The 16932-nt window shown below is 53.1% G+C and carries 16 protein-coding genes and 1 riboswitch; all 16 genes read right to left on the reverse strand.

Going from position 1 to position 16932, the window contains the following annotated elements:
* Positions 1 to 204 precede the first annotated feature (204 nt).
* The 16 genes from ACE41H_RS23605 to ACE41H_RS23680 all read right to left on the reverse strand — a co-directional run bounded on the left by ACE41H_RS23605 (position 205) and on the right by ACE41H_RS23680 (position 16788).
* Entirely contained in the window at positions 205 to 1029 is an 825-nt protein-coding gene (locus ACE41H_RS23605) for an aldo/keto reductase (RefSeq protein ID WP_375358017.1), read from the reverse strand.
* Positions 1030 to 1046: 17 nt separating this feature from the next.
* On the reverse strand, positions 1047 to 1343 hold the full coding sequence (locus tag ACE41H_RS23610) for a putative quinol monooxygenase (RefSeq protein ID WP_375358018.1): 297 nt from the start codon (positions 1341 to 1343) through the stop codon (positions 1047 to 1049).
* Between the two features lie 240 nt (positions 1344 to 1583).
* Positions 1584 to 2849, reverse strand: coding sequence for a phosphoribosylamine--glycine ligase (purD, locus tag ACE41H_RS23615; protein WP_375358019.1), 1266 nt, complete (start codon positions 2847 to 2849; stop codon positions 1584 to 1586).
* Positions 2850 to 2874: 25 nt separating this feature from the next.
* Positions 2875 to 4422, reverse strand: coding sequence for a bifunctional phosphoribosylaminoimidazolecarboxamide formyltransferase/IMP cyclohydrolase (gene purH / locus ACE41H_RS23620; RefSeq protein WP_375358047.1), 1548 nt, complete (start codon positions 4420 to 4422; stop codon positions 2875 to 2877).
* Positions 4423 to 4654: 232 nt separating this feature from the next.
* Positions 4655 to 5272, reverse strand: coding sequence for a phosphoribosylglycinamide formyltransferase (gene purN, locus ACE41H_RS23625; protein ID WP_375358020.1), 618 nt, complete (start codon positions 5270 to 5272; stop codon positions 4655 to 4657).
* Positions 5272 to 6312, reverse strand: a complete 1041-nt coding sequence (gene purM / locus ACE41H_RS23630) for a phosphoribosylformylglycinamidine cyclo-ligase (protein ID WP_375358021.1) — start codon at positions 6310 to 6312, stop codon at positions 5272 to 5274. The genes purN and purM overlap by 1 nt, the downstream gene beginning before the upstream one ends.
* Before the next feature lie 587 nt (positions 6313 to 6899).
* A complete protein-coding gene (purF, locus tag ACE41H_RS23635; protein ID WP_375358022.1) occupies positions 6900 to 8393 on the reverse strand; it encodes an amidophosphoribosyltransferase in 1494 nt (497 codons plus the stop codon).
* The gene (gene purL / locus ACE41H_RS23640) at positions 8378 to 10621 is read right to left on the reverse strand and encodes a phosphoribosylformylglycinamidine synthase subunit PurL (RefSeq protein ID WP_375358023.1); all 2244 of its coding nucleotides are present in this window, start codon (positions 10619 to 10621) and stop codon (positions 8378 to 8380) included. Before purL ends, purF begins: the two co-directional genes overlap by 16 nt.
* Positions 10599 to 11288, reverse strand: coding sequence for a phosphoribosylformylglycinamidine synthase subunit PurQ (gene purQ, locus ACE41H_RS23645; RefSeq protein ID WP_375358024.1), 690 nt, complete (start codon positions 11286 to 11288; stop codon positions 10599 to 10601). The genes purL and purQ overlap by 23 nt, the downstream gene beginning before the upstream one ends.
* A 4-nt stretch (positions 11289 to 11292) precedes the next feature.
* Positions 11293 to 11538, reverse strand: a complete 246-nt coding sequence (gene purS, locus ACE41H_RS23650) for a phosphoribosylformylglycinamidine synthase subunit PurS (RefSeq protein WP_355324592.1) — start codon at positions 11536 to 11538, stop codon at positions 11293 to 11295.
* A 68-nt stretch (positions 11539 to 11606) separates the two neighbouring features.
* Positions 11607 to 12485 (reverse strand): phosphoribosylaminoimidazolesuccinocarboxamide synthase, encoded by an 879-nt coding sequence (locus ACE41H_RS23655; RefSeq protein ID WP_375358025.1) that lies wholly within the window; start codon positions 12483 to 12485, stop codon positions 11607 to 11609.
* 94 nt (positions 12486 to 12579) lie between these two features.
* Entirely contained in the window at positions 12580 to 13875 is a 1296-nt protein-coding gene (gene purB / locus ACE41H_RS23660; RefSeq protein WP_375358026.1) for an adenylosuccinate lyase, read from the reverse strand.
* A complete protein-coding gene (gene purK / locus ACE41H_RS23665) occupies positions 13872 to 15041 on the reverse strand; it encodes a 5-(carboxyamino)imidazole ribonucleotide synthase (protein ID WP_375358027.1) in 1170 nt (389 codons plus the stop codon). Before purK ends, purB begins: the two co-directional genes overlap by 4 nt.
* Positions 15038 to 15523: a 5-(carboxyamino)imidazole ribonucleotide mutase gene (gene purE, locus ACE41H_RS23670; protein WP_375358048.1), complete on the reverse strand. Its 486-nt coding sequence runs from the start codon at positions 15521 to 15523 to the stop codon at positions 15038 to 15040. The genes purK and purE overlap by 4 nt, the downstream gene beginning before the upstream one ends.
* A gap of 200 nt (positions 15524 to 15723) precedes the next feature.
* Positions 15724 to 15825: riboswitch (purine riboswitch) on the reverse strand.
* A gap of 180 nt (positions 15826 to 16005) precedes the next feature.
* Positions 16006 to 16440: a universal stress protein gene (locus ACE41H_RS23675; protein WP_375358049.1), complete on the reverse strand. Its 435-nt coding sequence runs from the start codon at positions 16438 to 16440 to the stop codon at positions 16006 to 16008.
* A gap of 84 nt (positions 16441 to 16524) precedes the next feature.
* Entirely contained in the window at positions 16525 to 16788 is a 264-nt protein-coding gene (locus tag ACE41H_RS23680) for a DUF1294 domain-containing protein (RefSeq protein WP_375358028.1), read from the reverse strand.
* Positions 16789 to 16932: the final 144 nt, after the last annotated feature.

Below are 16932 nucleotides of genomic sequence, written 5' to 3' on the forward strand. Positions count from 1 at the left end.
TAAGGCTAAAAATCGTATCTCGCTACAAGTCTGTCCATTTTCTACCTTACTCGAATGAATTTGCAACACTCAAGTTAGTTATATAATCGTCCCAAATACGAAAAAGCGTTCAGCTTCTGCCGCTTTATTCAGCACAGGAGTGAACGCTCTATAAGTTCATAATAGTGGTATCCGTCCATAACCCTTCAGGGACTTATCAGGACATTAGAACAAAAGCTCATCCGGGTTGGTGCCTACACGCTCGTCCTTGTTCAGGGCGCTGATCCGGCCGATCTCCTCTGCCGTCAGCTCAAAGTTGAACACGTCGGCATTCTCGCGGATACGGGACTCGGTCACGGATTTCGGAATGGTCACAATCTCCTGCTGGAGATGCCAGCGCAGAATGACCTGGGAAGAAGTTTTGCCGTATTTGGACGCGATTTCGGTAATATCGGCATTATCGGTCAACTTGCCTTTCATAAGCGGGCTCCAGGATTCCATCTGAATGCCTTGCTCGCGGCAGTAGCTGTACAACTCCCGCTGCGTCAGACGGGGATGAAGCTCCACCTGGTTCAGTGCGGGCACAATGTTGCTGTCCTTCAACAGATTCTCCAGATGATGCACATGGAAATTGCTCACGCCGATGGCACGGACGCTGCCTTCTTCATACAGCCGCTCAAGGGCTGTCCACGTTTCTTTATATTTGTCTTTGCCCGGCCAATGAATCAGGTACAGGTCAATGATGTCCAGGCCCAGACGCTGGCGGCTTTCTTCGAAGGCGCTGAGTGTGGAGTCGTAGCCGTGTCTGTCATTCCACACTTTTGTCGTAATAAACAGCTCTTCCCTGGCAATACCGCTGTCTTTGATAGCCTGTCCGACTTCCTCCTCGTTCCCGTAAACCGCTGCTGTATCAATACTGCGGTAACCGGCATCAATCGCAACCTTCACCGCCTCGTAGACTTCATTGCCTGTCGCCTTGTATGTACCAAAACCGAACCAAGGCATCTTGACTCCATTGTTAAGGGTGGTTGTATCCGTGATGTTATTCATCGGTTTTCCTCCTTTTTTCACTTCACCTGGTCGGCGTTAGCAAATTTGCTCACCTGCAGAGGTGCAGCCAGACATTCCGGAACAGCGGCCACGAAGCTTTGAAAATGCGCCGTCTGATTATGAAAATCAACCGCCGCCTGGTCCTTCCACTCCTCCACCACGGTGAAGCTGTTCTCATCCTCTACATCCTGCATCAACGTGTAACGCTGGTTGCCTTCTTCCGCCTGAGAAGCTTTAACCAGCCCCTGCATCAGTGCCAAAAACGTCTCCCGTTTCTCAGCGAGAACTTTCAGGTCAGCATGAATAATGATCATGGGACACCTCACCTTTTTCTTAGAGTGGTATGCATTTTTCGAAATAAGACAGCTTGGTTAAATGCCGTAAAGCGAGTATCAGTTCTATTATATCGTAACTATTGAACAGTTTAAAAGTACGTACATGCCTGTGGTACAATATCTGCTTTGATACTGTCAGGTTTCCCTCCGGGTTACAAAAAGGTTACAAAAAGAAAAGCGCTCCCTGACCCAATCGGCTCAAGGAACGCTTTATTATGTTTACACCAATGCTTTTGCTGCAATATCGGTACGATTCTGTTTTCCTGCAAAAGTAATCCGCTCCGCCTGTTCGTAGGCCTTGGCGCGGGCGGCTGCGATATCATGGCCCAGACCGACGACACCCAGCACACGCCCGCCATTCGTTACCCATTCACCAGCCTCATTTACGGCGGTTCCGGCATGGAATACGATGGCTTCATCCGCCTGGTCAAGTCCGTGAATCGGCACCCCTTTCGGATAAGAGCCAGGATAGCCGCCGGATGCCAGCACGACACACACCGCTGCCTCGTCCTTCCACTCAATTTCCACGTCAGCCAGCGTTCCATTCACCGCAGCAAGGAAAATCGACAGCAAATCCGATTTCAGACGCGGCAGCACTACCTGCGTCTCCGGGTCGCCAAAACGGGCGTTGAACTCCACCGTCTTCGGCTTTCCGTCTGGAGAAATCATCAGCCCCGCGAACAATATGCCTGTAAAATGTCTGCCTTCCGCAACCATGGCCTTGGCCGTCGGCTTGATGATCGTCTCCATCGCTTCTTCAATGATGGAATCCGCAATATGTGGCAGCGGGGAGTAGGTACCCATGCCGCCTGTATTCGGGCCTTTGTCTCCGTCATAGGCAGGCTTGTGATCCTGCGCGGCCACCATCGGGCGCACCGTCTCGCCATCCACGAAGGACAGAATCGACATTTCCTGGCCCTCCAGAAACTCCTCGATGATGACCTGCGAGCCTGCGTCCCCGAATACCTTGTCCACCATCATGTCGGACAGCGCCTTCTCGGCCTCTTCCATCGTGTAGGCTACGGTTACCCCTTTACCTGCTGCCAGGCCGTCCGCTTTAATCACAATTGGTATCTTCTGCTCCAGCAGATAGGCATGAGCCTCATTATAGCTGTCAAACTTGCGGTAAGCTGCGGTCGGAATATTGTATTTATGCAGCAGATCCTTCATGAACGTTTTGCTGCCTTCAATTTCCGCCGCATTTTTACGCGGGCCGAACACCGGGATTCCCTTGGCTTCAAAAGCGTCCACAATGCCAACTGCCAGCGGATCGTCCGGTCCGACAACCACAAGCCCAACCTGTTTTTCCTCAGCAAAGGCTGTCAGCCGGTCAAATTCAAATACGCCAATCGGCACACATTCGGCAAGCTGCCCGATGCCCGCATTGCCTGGTGCGCAGTAGATCGTCCCTGCCTGCGGGCTCTTCTTCAACGCCCATACAATGGCATGCTCACGGCCGCCGCCGCCGATGACCAAAATATCCATTTTTTGAATTCCTCCCCGACCGGTTTTAGTGTTTGAAATGGCGCACTCCCGTGAACACCATGGCAATTCCATACTCATTTGCAACCTTGATCGATTCCTCGTCCTTGACCGACCCACCAGGTTGAATTACCGCCGTGATGCCTGCTTTAGCCGCCATTTCCAGCGTATCCCCCATCGGGAAAAAGGCATCCGATGCGAGCACAGCGCCTTTCGCCTTGTCTCCGGCCTGCTCAATCGCAATCTTCGCCGCACCAACACGGTTCATTTGTCCGGCTCCGACACCAACCGTCATATTGTCTGCAGCCAGTACGATCGCATTGGATTTCACATGCTTAACTACTTTCCAGCCAAACAGCAGCTGCTTCAGTTCCTCCTCGGAAGGAGCGCGGTCGGTCACAACCTTGAGGTCTGCCGTATCGATAGAATGAACATCGCTCTGCTGTACAACCATGCCGCCTTCAATGGAAGTGACGACAAATTGGCTGGTACGGTCACGGGCCGAGTCAATTTCTCCAGTATCCAGCAGGCGAATGTTCTTTTTCTTGGTGAGGATGTCCAGCGCCTCTTGCGTAAAGCCCGGAGCCAGAACGATTTCCAGGAAAATCTCGCTCAGCTTCGCGGCTGTATCCCCGTCGATAGCCCGGTTCGCTGCCACGATGCCGCCAAAAATCGAAGTTGGATCTGCTGCATAAGCTTTGCTGTATGCTTCATAGATGCTTGCACCTGTGCCCACCCCGCAAGGGTTCATATGCTTAACTGCCACAACCGCAGGCTCTGTAAATTCTTTTACAATCTGCAAGGCGGCGTTGGCATCGTTAATGTTGTTATAGGACAGCTCTTTGCCGTGAAGCTGCTTTGCCGTCACGAGCGTGCCGTCAGCCGCAAGCGGCTTACGGTAGAAGGCTGCCTGTTGATGCGGATTCTCGCCGTAGCGGAGATCCTGGACCTTTTCATAGGTTACCGTAAAACGTTCCGGCAGCGGATCACCGGTTACATCGGAGAGGTAGTCCGAGATCAGGGCATCGTAAGCAGCTGTGTGACGGAATACTTTTGCCGCAAGACGCTTCCGGGTATCAAGTGTGCTATCTCCACCACTGCGAACCTCGTCGAGCACAGTGCGGTAGTCATCGGCATCGACCACGACGGTGACAAAAGCATGATTTTTGGCTGCAGAGCGCAGCATGGTAGGTCCGCCAATATCGATATTTTCAATAGCATCCTCATACGTCACGTCAGGCTTGGCAATGGTTTCGGCAAAAGGATACAGATTCACAACGACAAGATCGATATAATCGAGCCCCAGATCCTTCATCTGGCGCTGATGCTCCTCGTTGTCACGAACGGCCAGCAAACCGCTGTGCACCGCCGGATGCAGCGTTTTGACACGTCCGTCCATAATTTCAGGAAACCCGGTTACATCGGAAATCCCGATCACCGGAATTCCCTCCTTCGACAGCAGACTGCTGGTACCGCCTGTCGAAATGATTTCCACACCCAGATTGGACAATTCACGGCAAAAATCCACGATGCCCCGTTTATCCGATACGCTGACTAAAGCTCTTTTAATCACGATTTATCCTCCTATCTTTCCAACCCATTACCCGCCAGGAAAATGGGTTGGAAAGGCAGCTTCTGCTGCTTTTTTAATCCAACCCATGCCCTGCCAGACAAGGGCGAAAGGCAGCTTTTGCTGCGTGGTATTTTCACTATTTCCCGAGAAATATCGGAATATGGCTCGCCTGACCTGCTTGCATTTTGACAAAAAAAGAGCCGTCTGACAGCAGACGCCAGCCATGCACTGCAGATTAACGCTGAATGACCGTTACCTTCCTGTCCTCCAGCTTCACCCGTCCCTCTGCGAACCACGAGACCACTTCAGGGTATAATGTTCTTTCCTCTGCTTGAATGGCTGCCGTCAGCGATTCTTGGGCCGTTTCCTCCGTGAGCGGAACAGCCCGCTGGGCAATAATCGGCCCTGTATCCATACCACCATCCACAAAATGAACCGTTACCCCGCTTAGCTTCACGCCGTAATGCAAGGCCTGTCCAATCGCATCCTTCCCCGGAAAAGCCGGCAGTAAGGATGGATGAATATTGATAATTCTGCCTGCAAAAGCCTCTACCATCACGCTGGTGAGCAGACGCATGTATCCGGCCAGCACGACCAGGTCAATCTCCTTCTCACGCAGCATGCCAACCAGCTCTCGTTCGTAATCCTCACGTGTGGCATAGTCCTTGGGCTGGAACGTATAAGATTCAATGCCAGCGGCTTGCGCACGGCCGACAACAGTCGCCGCAGGCTTATCGCTTACCAGAAGCTTGACCTCCGCTCCGCCGAGCCTGCCGTCTGCGGCGGCATCTACAAGAGCCTGAAAGTTACTCCCCTGCCCTGAGGCAAACACCGCCACCCGGTATGCTCCCATTACACTTCCGCTCCTGTGAAAGTCACCTTCGAGCTGCCCTCGGTAACACGACCGATAACATAAGCTTCCTCACCTTGTTCACGCAGGATCGCAAGCGCGGACTCCGCATCCTCCTGCTTCACAACCATCACCATACCGATGCCCATGTTGAAGGTTGTAAACATATCACGGTTGGAGATAGCTCCCTTGTCCTGCAGCAGCTTGAAGATCGGCAGGATCGGCCATGACCCGTATTCAATATCTACATTTACATTGTCCGGAAGCACGCGCGGAATATTCTCGATAAATCCGCCGCCAGTTATGTGAGCCATGCCTTTAACCGTCACCTTTTCCAGCAGGGAGAGCACCGGTTTCACATAAATTTTGGTTGGCTCAAGCAGCACGTCTCCCAGCTTGCCGTTCAGCTCCGCAACCTCATCCTGCAGGCTGTAGCCGCTTTGTTCGAGCAGCAGCTTGCGCACGAGGGAAAAGCCGTTGCTGTGCACTCCGCTCGATGCCAGACCGATGACCGTGTCGCCAGCGGCAATCGTGCTGCCGGTAATCACCTTGCTTTTATCGACAATACCAACGGTAAAACCTGCAATGTCGTATTCTCCCTCACTGTACATGCCAGGCATTTCCGCCGTTTCGCCACCAATCAGCGCACAGCCGGACTGGTGACAGCCTTCGGCAATGCCTGCTACAATCGCTTCAATTTTTTCGGGAATGACACGGTCGCAGGCGAGATAGTCCAGAAAAAACAGCGGCTCCGCACCCTGCACCACGATATCGTTCACACACATCGCAACGGCGTCAATGCCGATCGTGTCATGACGGTCCATGGCAAAGGCGAGCTTCAGCTTGGTTCCGACCCCGTCGGTCCCGGATACGAGCACAGGCTCTTCGTATTTCTCTTTATTTAAGGCGAACAAGCTGCCGAAACCGCCCAAATCCGCCATCACTTCCGGACGGAAGGTACGTTTCACATGCTTTTTCATCCGTTCTACCGCTTCATTGCCGGCTGCAATGTCAACACCAGCCTGTTTATATGCGTCGGACACTTCGATAACACTCCTTTTTAAGATCACAGAATTGGTTCAAAACTGAAATCGGTGCTTGACCTGGGATGGGTGCGAGTGTGTATAAAAGCGCGAAAACTCTAACGGTTGTAAACGACGCTATTTGGGTAAAAACGGGGGGCTACAAGATGTAACGGTTGCCAGCGAGGTTATTTCCCGTTTTTCCGCAGGTAAAGGGGCTATTTAGCCAAAATAAGCGCGCATGCAACCGTTAGAAAAGAAACCTTGTTTTTCTCGGCCGAATAAGCTCTATGACAACTGTTAGCAAAGAATTGTACCGGATAGATCAATCATTCGAAGCAACCCCATTGGTCAAGCAGCGATTCTAGATTGAGCCTTATAGAATTTATAAAGTTTTCAGCGGGGCTGAATCATTCTATAATCGCAAGAAAAATTTCCGCTAAGCGCGGTCTGGCTTCAATGCAAGAGCGTTAATAAACGTTTTTCTTATTAACCGCGTGAATAGCCCGCTTACAGGGATACGTTCCGGCAATAATTAATCCTACTAATGATTGAACCCGTTAACCTTCAGACAGAAACAGTCAAAAAGCAATTGAATCCCCGGTGCTTCAGCAGCTACAACCAAACTTCTCCTCACCGTTGAAATTCACCTGTGTCGGGTATTCGTTGTCGAAGCAGGCGAGACAGAGTCCGCCTTTAGGATCGGAGCTGTTATGGCCACCAACGGCTTCAATCAGTCCTTCGAAGCTCAGAAAATGAAGCGAATCCGCATTGATTTCCTGACGGATTTCTTCAATCGTCTTGGAGGAAGCGATCAGTTCCTTGCGGTCTGGCGTGTCAATGCCGTAAAAGCACGGATTTTTGAACGGAGGCGAAGTAATGCACACATGCACCTCGGTCGCTCCCGCATCACGCAGCATATTGACGATCCGGCGCGATGTCGTGCCACGTACGATGGAATCATCAATCATGACGACACGTTTGCCCTCCACCACCCGGCGCACGGCGCTCAGCTTCATCTTGACGCCCTGCTCCCGCAGCTCCTGGCTCGGCTGGATAAAGGTCCGTCCAGTATATTTGTTTTTGATCATGCCCAGCTCATAAGGAATGCCCGTCTGCTCCGCATAACCAATAGCGGCAGAGATACTGGAGTCCGGCACGCCAGTGACGACATCCGCATCAATGAAGCATTCCATTGCCATTTGGTTGCCCATGCGTTTGCGGGCCATATGCAGATTGGAGCCGTTCAGATCGCTGTCGGGACGAGCAAAATAAATATATTCCATCGCACATAGAGCCTTACGGTGCTTGCCGTGATCGAACCGCTCTTCCCGCAGGCCATCTTTATCCAGCACCAGCAGCTCGCCGGGCTCAATATCGCGAATTAACTCAGCGCCGATCGTCTCCAGCGCGCAGGTTTCCGACGCGAAAATATAAGCGCCGTTCAGGCGTCCCATCGTCAGCGGACGCAGGCCGTGCGGGTCGGAGGCGGCGATCAGCTTGTCATTGGTCATGACCAGAAAAGCGAAGCCGCCGACAATCTGGTTGAACGCATCCTTGGTCGCCTCGACCAGATCCTTCGGCGAGCGGGCAATTAGATGCGCCACAACCTCGGTATCACTGGTCGTCTGAAAGATCGAGCCACTTTGCTCCAGCTCGCGCCGGATTTGCAGCGCATTGACGATATTGCCATTCGTAGCCACCGCCAGATCCCCGTCACGGTACTTAAACACCAATGGCTGGGCGTTGGTCAGCTTGCTGTCGCCGCTGGTGGAATAGCGGACATGCCCGATGGCGATATCGCCCACCAGCGAGGCCATAATATCCTTGTCGAATACTTCTTTCACCAGCCCCATGCCGCGATGGTAGTGGAATTCGCCGCCGTCGCTGACGCACATGCCGGCGCTTTCTTCTCCGCGATGCTGCAGCGCATGCAGCCCGTAATAGGACAAAGAAGCGGCATCGGGGTGTCTGTACACCCCGAAAACTCCGCATTCCTCTTTTAATTTATCGAATAATCCGTCCTTGCCGGATCCTTCATTGTAATAATCCCCTGTCCAAAACGTCTGCCGAAGCTGCGGTTGGCTCAGTTCATCAGACATGGAATGACATCCTCCCAGGTTTGCTTCAGGCTTGCCACAGACTCCTGCACCCCAGGCTGGCCATTGACTTCAATCGTCAGCCCGGAGCCTTCAACCTTGCCGAGCACAGACACCGGAATATCCAGCCCGCGCAGGTACGATTCCAGCGCTTCTGCTTTGTCAGGCGCAGCCGACAGCAGAATGCGGGACTGGCTTTCGCTGAACAGCGCCACATCCGGGCGCAGGTCTGTCGTTACGTTCACCTGTGCGCCCAAACCGCCGCTGATACAGGATTCCGCCAAAGCTACAGCTAAGCCGCCTTCCGCCAGGTCATGAGCGGAACGGACCATTCCCTGCTGAATCACGCCCAGCACACCTTTCAGCAGCTTTTTCTCAACCTCCAGATCAAGCTGCGGTGGACGTCCTTCCGATACGCCATGCACTACAGCCTGGAGCTCACTGCCGCCCAGCTCAGCTTTGGTGTCGCCCAGCAGCAGAATAACGTCGCCTTCCGCCTTGAAGCCTTGTGTTGTAATATGATCCGTATCGTGTACAAGGCCAACCATGCCAACCACCGGGGTCGGATAGATCGCGCCTTTGGCATTTTCGTTGTACAGGCTGACATTGCCGCCGATGACCGGCGTATCCAGCACGCGGCAGGCTTCCGCCATGCCGTCTACCGCTTTTTCCATCTGCCAGAAAATATCCGGCTTCTCCGGGCTGCCGAAATTCAGGTTGTCCGTGATCGCCAACGGCTCGCCGCCGGAGCAAACAATGTTACGTGCCGCTTCGCTGACAGCAATCTTACCGCCCACTTCAGGGTCGAGGTAGACATAACGTCCATTGCAGTCCGTTGTCATCGCCAGCCCTTTGCGGGTGCCGTGAACCGTAACAACTGCCGCGTCCGAGCCTGGACGAACAGCCGTGCTGGTGCGCACCATGTAGTCGTACTGCTCGTATACCCATTTTTTGCTTGCTACGCTTGGGGAAGACAGAATCTTGTTCAGCGCTCCGCCGAGATCCGTCACCTCTGCGTAACGCAGCGTATCGACAGTCGCGTTTTGTTCATAATAAGCAGGCACTGCGGACGGCTTGTTGTAAATCGGGCACTCGTCCACAAGCGCGTTGACCGGCATATCCCCGACCACTTCACCGTGGTGGTAGAGCCGCAGACGGCCGTCATCCGTCACTTTACCGACCTTGGCGCAGATGACGCCCCAGCGGTCAAAGATTTCGCGCGCCTGCGCTTCATCCTTAGGCTCAACGACGAACAACATGCGCTCCTGCGATTCGGACAGCATCATTTCGTAAGGTGTCATGCCTTCTTCACGTTGCGGCACCTGATCGAGGTACAGCTCCAGCCCGTTGCCCGCCTTGCTCGCCATTTCCGCACTGGAGCAGGTCAGACCGGCAGCACCCATATCCTGGATACCAAGCACGATGCCGCTGTTGATCAGCTCCAGGCAGGATTCCATCACGAGCTTTTCCATGAACGGGTCGCCAACCTGCACCGCTGTACGCTTCGCTTCGGATTCTTCCGTCAGCTCGACGGAAGCGAAGGTGGCGCCATGAATGCCGTCACGTCCGGTAGGAGGACCTACATAGAAAACCGGGTTGCCTACGCCTTTGGCTACCCCGCGCTGGATTTTATCATGATCGATCAGGCCGACACACATCGCGTTGACGAGCGGGTTGCCTTCATAGCTTTCATCAAATACAACTTCCCCGCCGACAGTTGGAATGCCGATACAGTTGCCGTAACCCGCGATGCCGGATACGACATGCTCAAACAGATATTTGACACGGTCGCTTTCCAGCTTGCCAAACCGCAGCGAGTTCAATACAGCGACAGGTCTGGCACCCATCGAGAAAATGTCGCGGATGATGCCGCCCACGCCTGTAGCCGCCCCTTGGTAAGGCTCGACCGCAGACGGGTGGTTGTGGCTCTCGATTTTGAATACAACGGCCTGGTTGTCGCCGATGTCCACGATGCCCGCGCCTTCACCGGGTCCCATCAGAACACGCGGTCCGCTTGTTGGAAAACGACGCAGTAGCGGCTTGGAATTTTTATAGGCACAGTGCTCCGACCACATCACGCTGAACACGCCGATTTCCGTGTAGTTGGGCTTGCGGCCCATGAATTCGCAAATGAGCTCATACTCGCTGTCGGACACCCCCATTTGCTGATACAGTTTATGCTCGGCCACCTGTTCTGCCGTTGGTTCCTTAGCGGACACTTGCTGCGCCATGCTTATCCCTCCATGCGTTCAAAATCGATGTAAACATGCGTTTGCCGTCATCGGTACCGAGCAATTGATCCACCGCCCGCTCAGGATGGGGCATCATGCCAAGCACATTGCCCTGCTCATTGCAGATGCCCGCAATGTCCGTAAGAGAGCCGTTTGGATTGCTTTTATACGTAAATACGATCTGGTTGTTCGCCTGCAGGCGGGCCAGCGTGTCTTCGTCACAATAGTAGTTGCCTTCACCATGCGCGATCGGAATGACGATCTCTTCACCTTGCGCATAATCACGCGTAAAAGGGGTTGTGTTATTTGCCACCTGAAGCACCGTATCATGGCAGCGGAACTTCATCGACATATTGCGTCTCAGTGCACCCGGCAGCAAGCCTGCTTCGGTCAGAATCTGGAAACCGTTGCAGATGCCCAGGATGAACTTGCCCTGCTCGGCCGCCTTGGCGACTTCATTCATAACAGGAGCAAAGCGGGAAATCGCACCACAGCGCAGATAATCACCGTAAGAGAAGCCACCCGGAACGAGAATGCAGTCATAAGCGGACAGGTCTGTGGCCGTATGCCAGACATAATCCACCGGCTCGCCCAATACATCCTCCACCGCTTTATAACAGTCAATGTCACAGTTGGAGCCCGGAAATACCAGTACAGCAAATTTCATGGATTCAGTCCTCCAATTCGTAACGGTAGTCCTCAACTACCGTATTGGCCAACAGCTTTTCGCACATGGCAGCCACCCGCTTCTCCGCCTCCGCGCGGTCAGCCGTATCGAGCTGAAGCTCCATATACTTGCCGATGCGCAGGCTTTCCACCTCTGCAAAGCCCATGGAATGAAGAGCGCCTTGCACAGCTACCCCCTGCGGGTCGAGTACGCTTTGTTTAATAGTGACATAGACCTTTGCTTTTAACATATTCCTTGAGTTCCTCCTCTGAATGGTGAATCAGCTAATATGAAGCGTTACAACAAGTCTGCCTCGCCTCAGGACGGCGCAGTCAATCGTTTCAGAATATCGGTGTATCGCGCGGTCGTTTCTGCTACCACGTCGGCAGGAAGCGGCGCGGGTGTGCTGTTTTTATCCCAATCGGATGCCGCCAAATAGCTGCGCACCGGCTCCTTGTCCATACTGTCGATCTCCACATCCAGCTCGTAGTTTTCCTTGGCCCAGAAGCGGGAAGCGTCAGGTGTGAAAATTTCATCGATCAAAATCAGCTTGCCATCAATCAGACCGAATTCAAACTTGCAATCTGCCAAAATGATCCCGCGTTCCTCGCAGTACGCTCTTGCAAACTCGTACAGTTCAAGGCTCTTCTGCTCCAGAGCCCCGGTCAGCTCCACACCGACGAGATCCTTCATACGGTCCAGAGAGATGTCCTCGTCATGTCCGACATCGTTCTTGGCCGCAGGCGTAAAGAGCGGTGCCGGAAAGCGCTCATTCTTGCGCATGCCTTCAGGCAGCGGAATGCCGTTAATTTCACCGGTCTGCTCGTACTGCCTCCAACCGCCGCCTGTGATATAACCGCGCACGACACATTCGATGTCAATCCGTTCCGCTTTGCGGGTTACCATGATGCGGTCCTTCAACAGCTCTCTGTCCTTCACCACCGCCCCCAGTTGATCAACATCGGTGTGAACGACATGGTTATCTATAATATGTTTTGTTTTGTCGAACCAAAAGCTGCTGAGCCGATTCAGGACATTGCCCTTCTCCGGCACCGGCGGCTCCAGCACATAGTCAAACGCCGAAATTCGGTCCGTCACGACGATCAGGTAATGCTCCCCCAAATCGTACAGCTCACGCACTTTGCCTTTGTAGAGCAGAGGTGCATCAATCAGGTCTGCGGCTGTAGACAACGCCATGTTTCTACCTTCTTCCCCGAGAAAAATGAAATTCCGATCTGTTTAAAAATCCAATTCGCCGGTAATAAATCCAGTCCCCCGGTAATCTTGCTTTTTAAATCAGTTCAAGCTTCTTAAAAATGGTGTCCACATGCTTCAGGTGCCATGCCGGGTTAAAGGCATCCTCAATCTCTTCAGTGCTAAGCAGGGCGGTGATTTCCGGTGTCGCTTCCACAATCTCGCGGAACTGGCGCTGCTCTTCCCAAGCCTGCATGGCACGCGGTTGTACAGTATCATAAGCCTGCTCGCGGCTCATACCTTTGTCGATCAGCTTTGTCATGACACGGCCGGAGAACGGAACGCCGAACGTGCGTGACATGTTGCGTTTCATATTTTCCGGGAACACAGTCAGGTTCTTCACGATATTTCCGAAACGGTTCAGCATATAGTTCAGCAGCATCGTCGCATCCGGCAAAATAATGCGTTCCACGGAGGAGTGGGAGATATCCCGTTCATGCCACAGCGGCACATTTTCATAAGCAGAAACCATATGTCCACGGATGACGCGGGACAGGCCAGAAATATTCTCGCAGCCGATCGGGTTACGCTTGTGCGGCATGGCCGACGAACCCTTTTGCCCTTTCGCAAAGGCTTCCTCCACTTCACGGAATTCGCTCTTCTGCAGGGCGCGGATTTCCGTGGCGAATTTATCGAGCGAGGTGGCGATCAAGGCGAGTGTCGCCATATATTCAGCATGACGGTCACGCTGCAGCGTCTGCGTGGAGATGGGCGCCGGCTTCGTGCCGAGCTTGCGGCAGACAAACTCCTCAACAAATGGATCAATGTTGGCGTAAGTGCCGACAGCCCCGGAAATTTTCCCGTACTGCACGTTATCCGCAGCGTGGCGGAATCGCTCCAGGTTGCGCTTCATCTCTTCATGCCACAAGGCCATTTTCAGTCCGAACGTTGTAGGCTCGGCATGAACGCCGTGCGTGCGTCCCATCATCGGTGTATCTTTATAGGCAAGTGCTTTTTCCTTCAAAATATCAATAAAACGAATGATGTCCTGCTCCAAAATCTCGTTGGCCTGCTTCAGCAGGTAACCGAGCGCCGTGTCCACGACATCCGTGGAGGTCAGGCCATAATGCACCCATTTGCGCTCTGCCCCCAGGCTTTCCGACACCGTGCGGGTAAAGGCAATCACATCGTGACGGGTCTCCTGCTCGATTTCAAGAATGCGGTCGATGTTAAATGAAGCGTTCTTGCGCAGAGCGACCGTATCCTCTTTAGGGATGACTCCAAGTTCGGCCCAGGCCTCACAGGCACACAGTTCCACTTCCAGCCATGCTTTGAATTTGTTCTCTTCCGTCCAGATGGCTCTCATTTCCGGTCTGCTGTATCGTTCAATCATAACTGATGATTCCTCCAAATATTGGTTTGTGAAATCCATTCCAGGCCGTTCTGCACATCATCGCAGAGCAAATTGATATGCCCCATCTTGCGCCCTGGCTTCGCTTCGCTCTTTCCGTATATATGAAGCTTCGGGCTCACATTCAGGCGTTCGGCGGCCGTGTCCGGCTGTACAGTCCAGGCCACGGCCTGCTCCAGATGCTCTCCAAGCAGATTGACCATCACCACCGGTGTCAGCAGCCTGGTGTCGCCGAGCGGCAGCCCGCAAACCGCTCGCAAATGCTGTTCAAACTGCGAAGTTGCGCAAGCGTCCATGGTGTAGTGGCCGGAGTTGTGCGGACGGGGAGCAAGCTCATTCACGTACAGCTCTCCATCCTCCGTCACGAACATCTCCACCGCCAGCAGTCCCACAGCATCCAGCGACTCGGCAATGGCCTCGGCCAGCCGTCCGGCCTGTTCGCTCACTTCCGCCGGTATACGCGCCGGCACAATGGAAGCATGCAAAATATTGTTCACATGGATATTTTCTGCAGGCAGGAAGGTTCGTATTTCTCCCTGCGTGCTGCGCGCCGCGATCACTGAAATTTCACAGCGAAAATTGACGAAGCCCTCCAGCACCAGCTCAGCCCCGGTGGCCGCCAAATCGGCATAAGCTGCATTCACTTCCGCTTCGGTACGAATGACCCGCTGGCCTTTCCCGTCGTATCCGCCGGTAGCCGTTTTCAGCACACAAGGAAGTCCAAGCTCTTTAACAGCCGCTTTCATAGACTCTGGTGATGTAACTTCCCGGTAGGGGGCAACCGGAACTCCGGCGGCTTCAATCGCCTTTTTTTCCCGGAGCCGGTGCTGGGTTGTGTAGAGCAGTTTGCTGCCCTGCGGCACATAGGATTCCCGTTCAAGCATGCCGGCCACGCCTGCATCCACATTTTCAAACTCATACGTGATGATATCAGACTGCTCCGCCAATCGCCGCGCTGCGTCCACGTCATCATAAGGGGCTGTAATCTGGTCGGCCACCTGCCCACAAGGCGAATCGGGCGCAGGGTCCAGCGTAACGAACCTGTATCCCATCGCCGCCCCGGACAAAGTGATCATTCTCCCCAGCTGTCCGCCGCCAAGTATGCCTACCGTTGATCCGGGCGGCAGCACTCTGCCGTTAGGTTTCATAAGGAATCACTGCTTTCCAGCACCTCGCTGCGGATGCGATCCCGTCTCGCCTGCACCCGGCTCCGTACCTCTTCATCGAATGAGCCGATGATCTGTGCTGCCAGCAATCCGGCATTCGTTGCACCAGCTTTGCCAATCGCCACCGTCGCCACCGGAATTCCGCCCGGCATCTGCACGATGGACAGCAGCGAATCAAGCCCGTTCAGCGCTTTGGACTGCACCGGCACACCGATCACCGGCACCGTCGTTTTGGCGGCTACCATGCCCGGAAGATGAGCAGCTCCCCCCGCACCGGCAATGATGACCTTGATTCCTCGCTCAGCCGCCTGTTCCGCATATTCAAACATCAGATCCGGCGTCCGGTGAGCCGAAACGACTTTTTTCTCATAGCTGATCTGCAGCTCGTCCAGTATTTCACACGCATGCTGCATCGTGTCCCAGTCTGACTTACTGCCCATGATGACGCCTACCTGTACCGGCATGTCCTTCCACACTCCTAATTCATGCTCCTTATGAAAAACATCCATCGACGTACCTTCAAATAAGGGCAAAAAATCCGGCATCCTCGAAAATACAGCTTCTTCAAGATACCGGACTACTGAAAATAACGCCGATGACCGCCTTTTTTGTCGAACAAAAATGAATAAAGACACGCCAAAGGCAAGCCGAAAAGCCGCTGCTCGCGGTCGGTTATATTTCCCGTAGTCCGGAAATTTAAGGTTTCCGGGTAGAGACTTCCGGGCCATATTCCCGGATTTATACGAGTTTTCCACACTAAATTTTAAAAATTCAATCTTCAACAATTCCTTATCTAGTGTACCAATCTGCTACACTCTATGTCAACTTAAAAGGCGAACATTTCTCTTTTACATTAATTTAATGTTCGTTTTCACAACAAAACAAAAATCCCCCGCATCGTTATATTACGAAAAGTCGGGGGAATTGGCATCCACACTGTTTTTTGTTATTTCACGACCAGCACCGGGATTTCCGCATGCTGCACCACATTATGGCTAACACTGCCTAGCACGAATTCGCGAATACCGCCCAGTCCGCGGCTGCCGACAATGATCACATCCGACCCGTGCTCTGCGGCATAATCAAGAATAACCTCAGCCGGTGAACCCTGGATGACATCCACTACAGCCTCTACTCCAAATTGGGCAATTTTGTTTTTCACCTCTTCGGCGGTCTGGTTGGACAGATCATAATATTCCTTATTGATTGAAGCCGGGATTGGGGCCAGCCCCTCACCAACGAACACACGGGGAAAATCAAAGGCATGAACTACTCTCAGTTCCGCTCCTGCAGTCAGGTTCACCAATTGCACCGCTTTTTCCAGCGCTTCATTGGCCGCCTTCGATCCGTCATATGCCAACAGGATTTTGCTAAACATGATCAACCATCTCCTCTTTTATATAGGTCTGTATAGGTCGCATTATCCGGTTTCACTACTCATTCAGAAGAGTCCTACCCCGCCCGGTCATCTTAAAAAATAACCATAAAGCAGCGCATTCAGGAACAACAGCAGCGGAATGCCGTATTTGAAGCTCGCATGTTTGGTTTTATGCCTCTTCCGGTACATGCCGACCAGAATGCCGAGTGCGCCGCCAATGAGCGCCAACAGAAATAAAGTTTTTTCCGGAATCCTGTCGCGCTTGCGCCGCGCTCTGTTTTTATCATCAGACATTACAATATAAGCAATACAGTTAATTACAAAAAGCCAGATCAACAGTGCTGCGTGCAACCTCTTCCCTCCCCGTCGCCAGAACGGCTGCCTTGTAGTACAAATTCATTATACTCCCTTGACGCAAACTGGAACAATGATGCTTCATACGACAAATCCGCTCATGATCCGGTATGATCGTGGTTATAGTAACAATGGGCCGCA

The organism is Paenibacillus enshidis (assembly GCF_042136365.1).
In the GTDB taxonomy this organism is placed as follows: domain Bacteria; phylum Bacillota; class Bacilli; order Paenibacillales; family Paenibacillaceae; genus Paenibacillus; species Paenibacillus enshidis.

Coding starts and splice junctions, on each gene's coding strand:
- ACE41H_RS23605 (WP_375358017.1), bottom strand. CDS start 1,029: ATGAATAACATCACGGATACAACCACCCTTAACAATGGAGTCAAGATG.
- ACE41H_RS23610 (WP_375358018.1), bottom strand. CDS start 1,343: ATGATCATTATTCATGCTGACCTGAAAGTTCTCGCTGAGAAACGGGAG.
- purD (WP_375358019.1), bottom strand. CDS start 2,849: ATGGATATTTTGGTCATCGGCGGCGGCGGCCGTGAGCATGCCATTGTA.
- purN (WP_375358020.1), bottom strand. CDS start 5,272: ATGGGAGCATACCGGGTGGCGGTGTTTGCCTCAGGGCAGGGGAGTAAC.
- purF (WP_375358022.1), bottom strand. CDS start 8,393: ATGTCTGATGAACTGAGCCAACCGCAGCTTCGGCAGACGTTTTGGACA.
- purL (WP_375358023.1), bottom strand. CDS start 10,621: ATGGCGCAGCAAGTGTCCGCTAAGGAACCAACGGCAGAACAGGTGGCC.
- purQ (WP_375358024.1), bottom strand. CDS start 11,288: ATGAAATTTGCTGTACTGGTATTTCCGGGCTCCAACTGTGACATTGAC.
- purS (WP_355324592.1), bottom strand. CDS start 11,538: ATGTTAAAAGCAAAGGTCTATGTCACTATTAAACAAAGCGTACTCGAC.
- ACE41H_RS23655 (WP_375358025.1), bottom strand. CDS start 12,485: ATGGCGTTGTCTACAGCCGCAGACCTGATTGATGCACCTCTGCTCTAC.
- purB (WP_375358026.1), bottom strand. CDS start 13,875: ATGATTGAACGATACAGCAGACCGGAAATGAGAGCCATCTGGACGGAA.
- purK (WP_375358027.1), bottom strand. CDS start 15,041: ATGAAACCTAACGGCAGAGTGCTGCCGCCCGGATCAACGGTAGGCATA.
- purE (WP_375358048.1), bottom strand. CDS start 15,523: ATGCCGGTACAGGTAGGCGTCATCATGGGCAGTAAGTCAGACTGGGAC.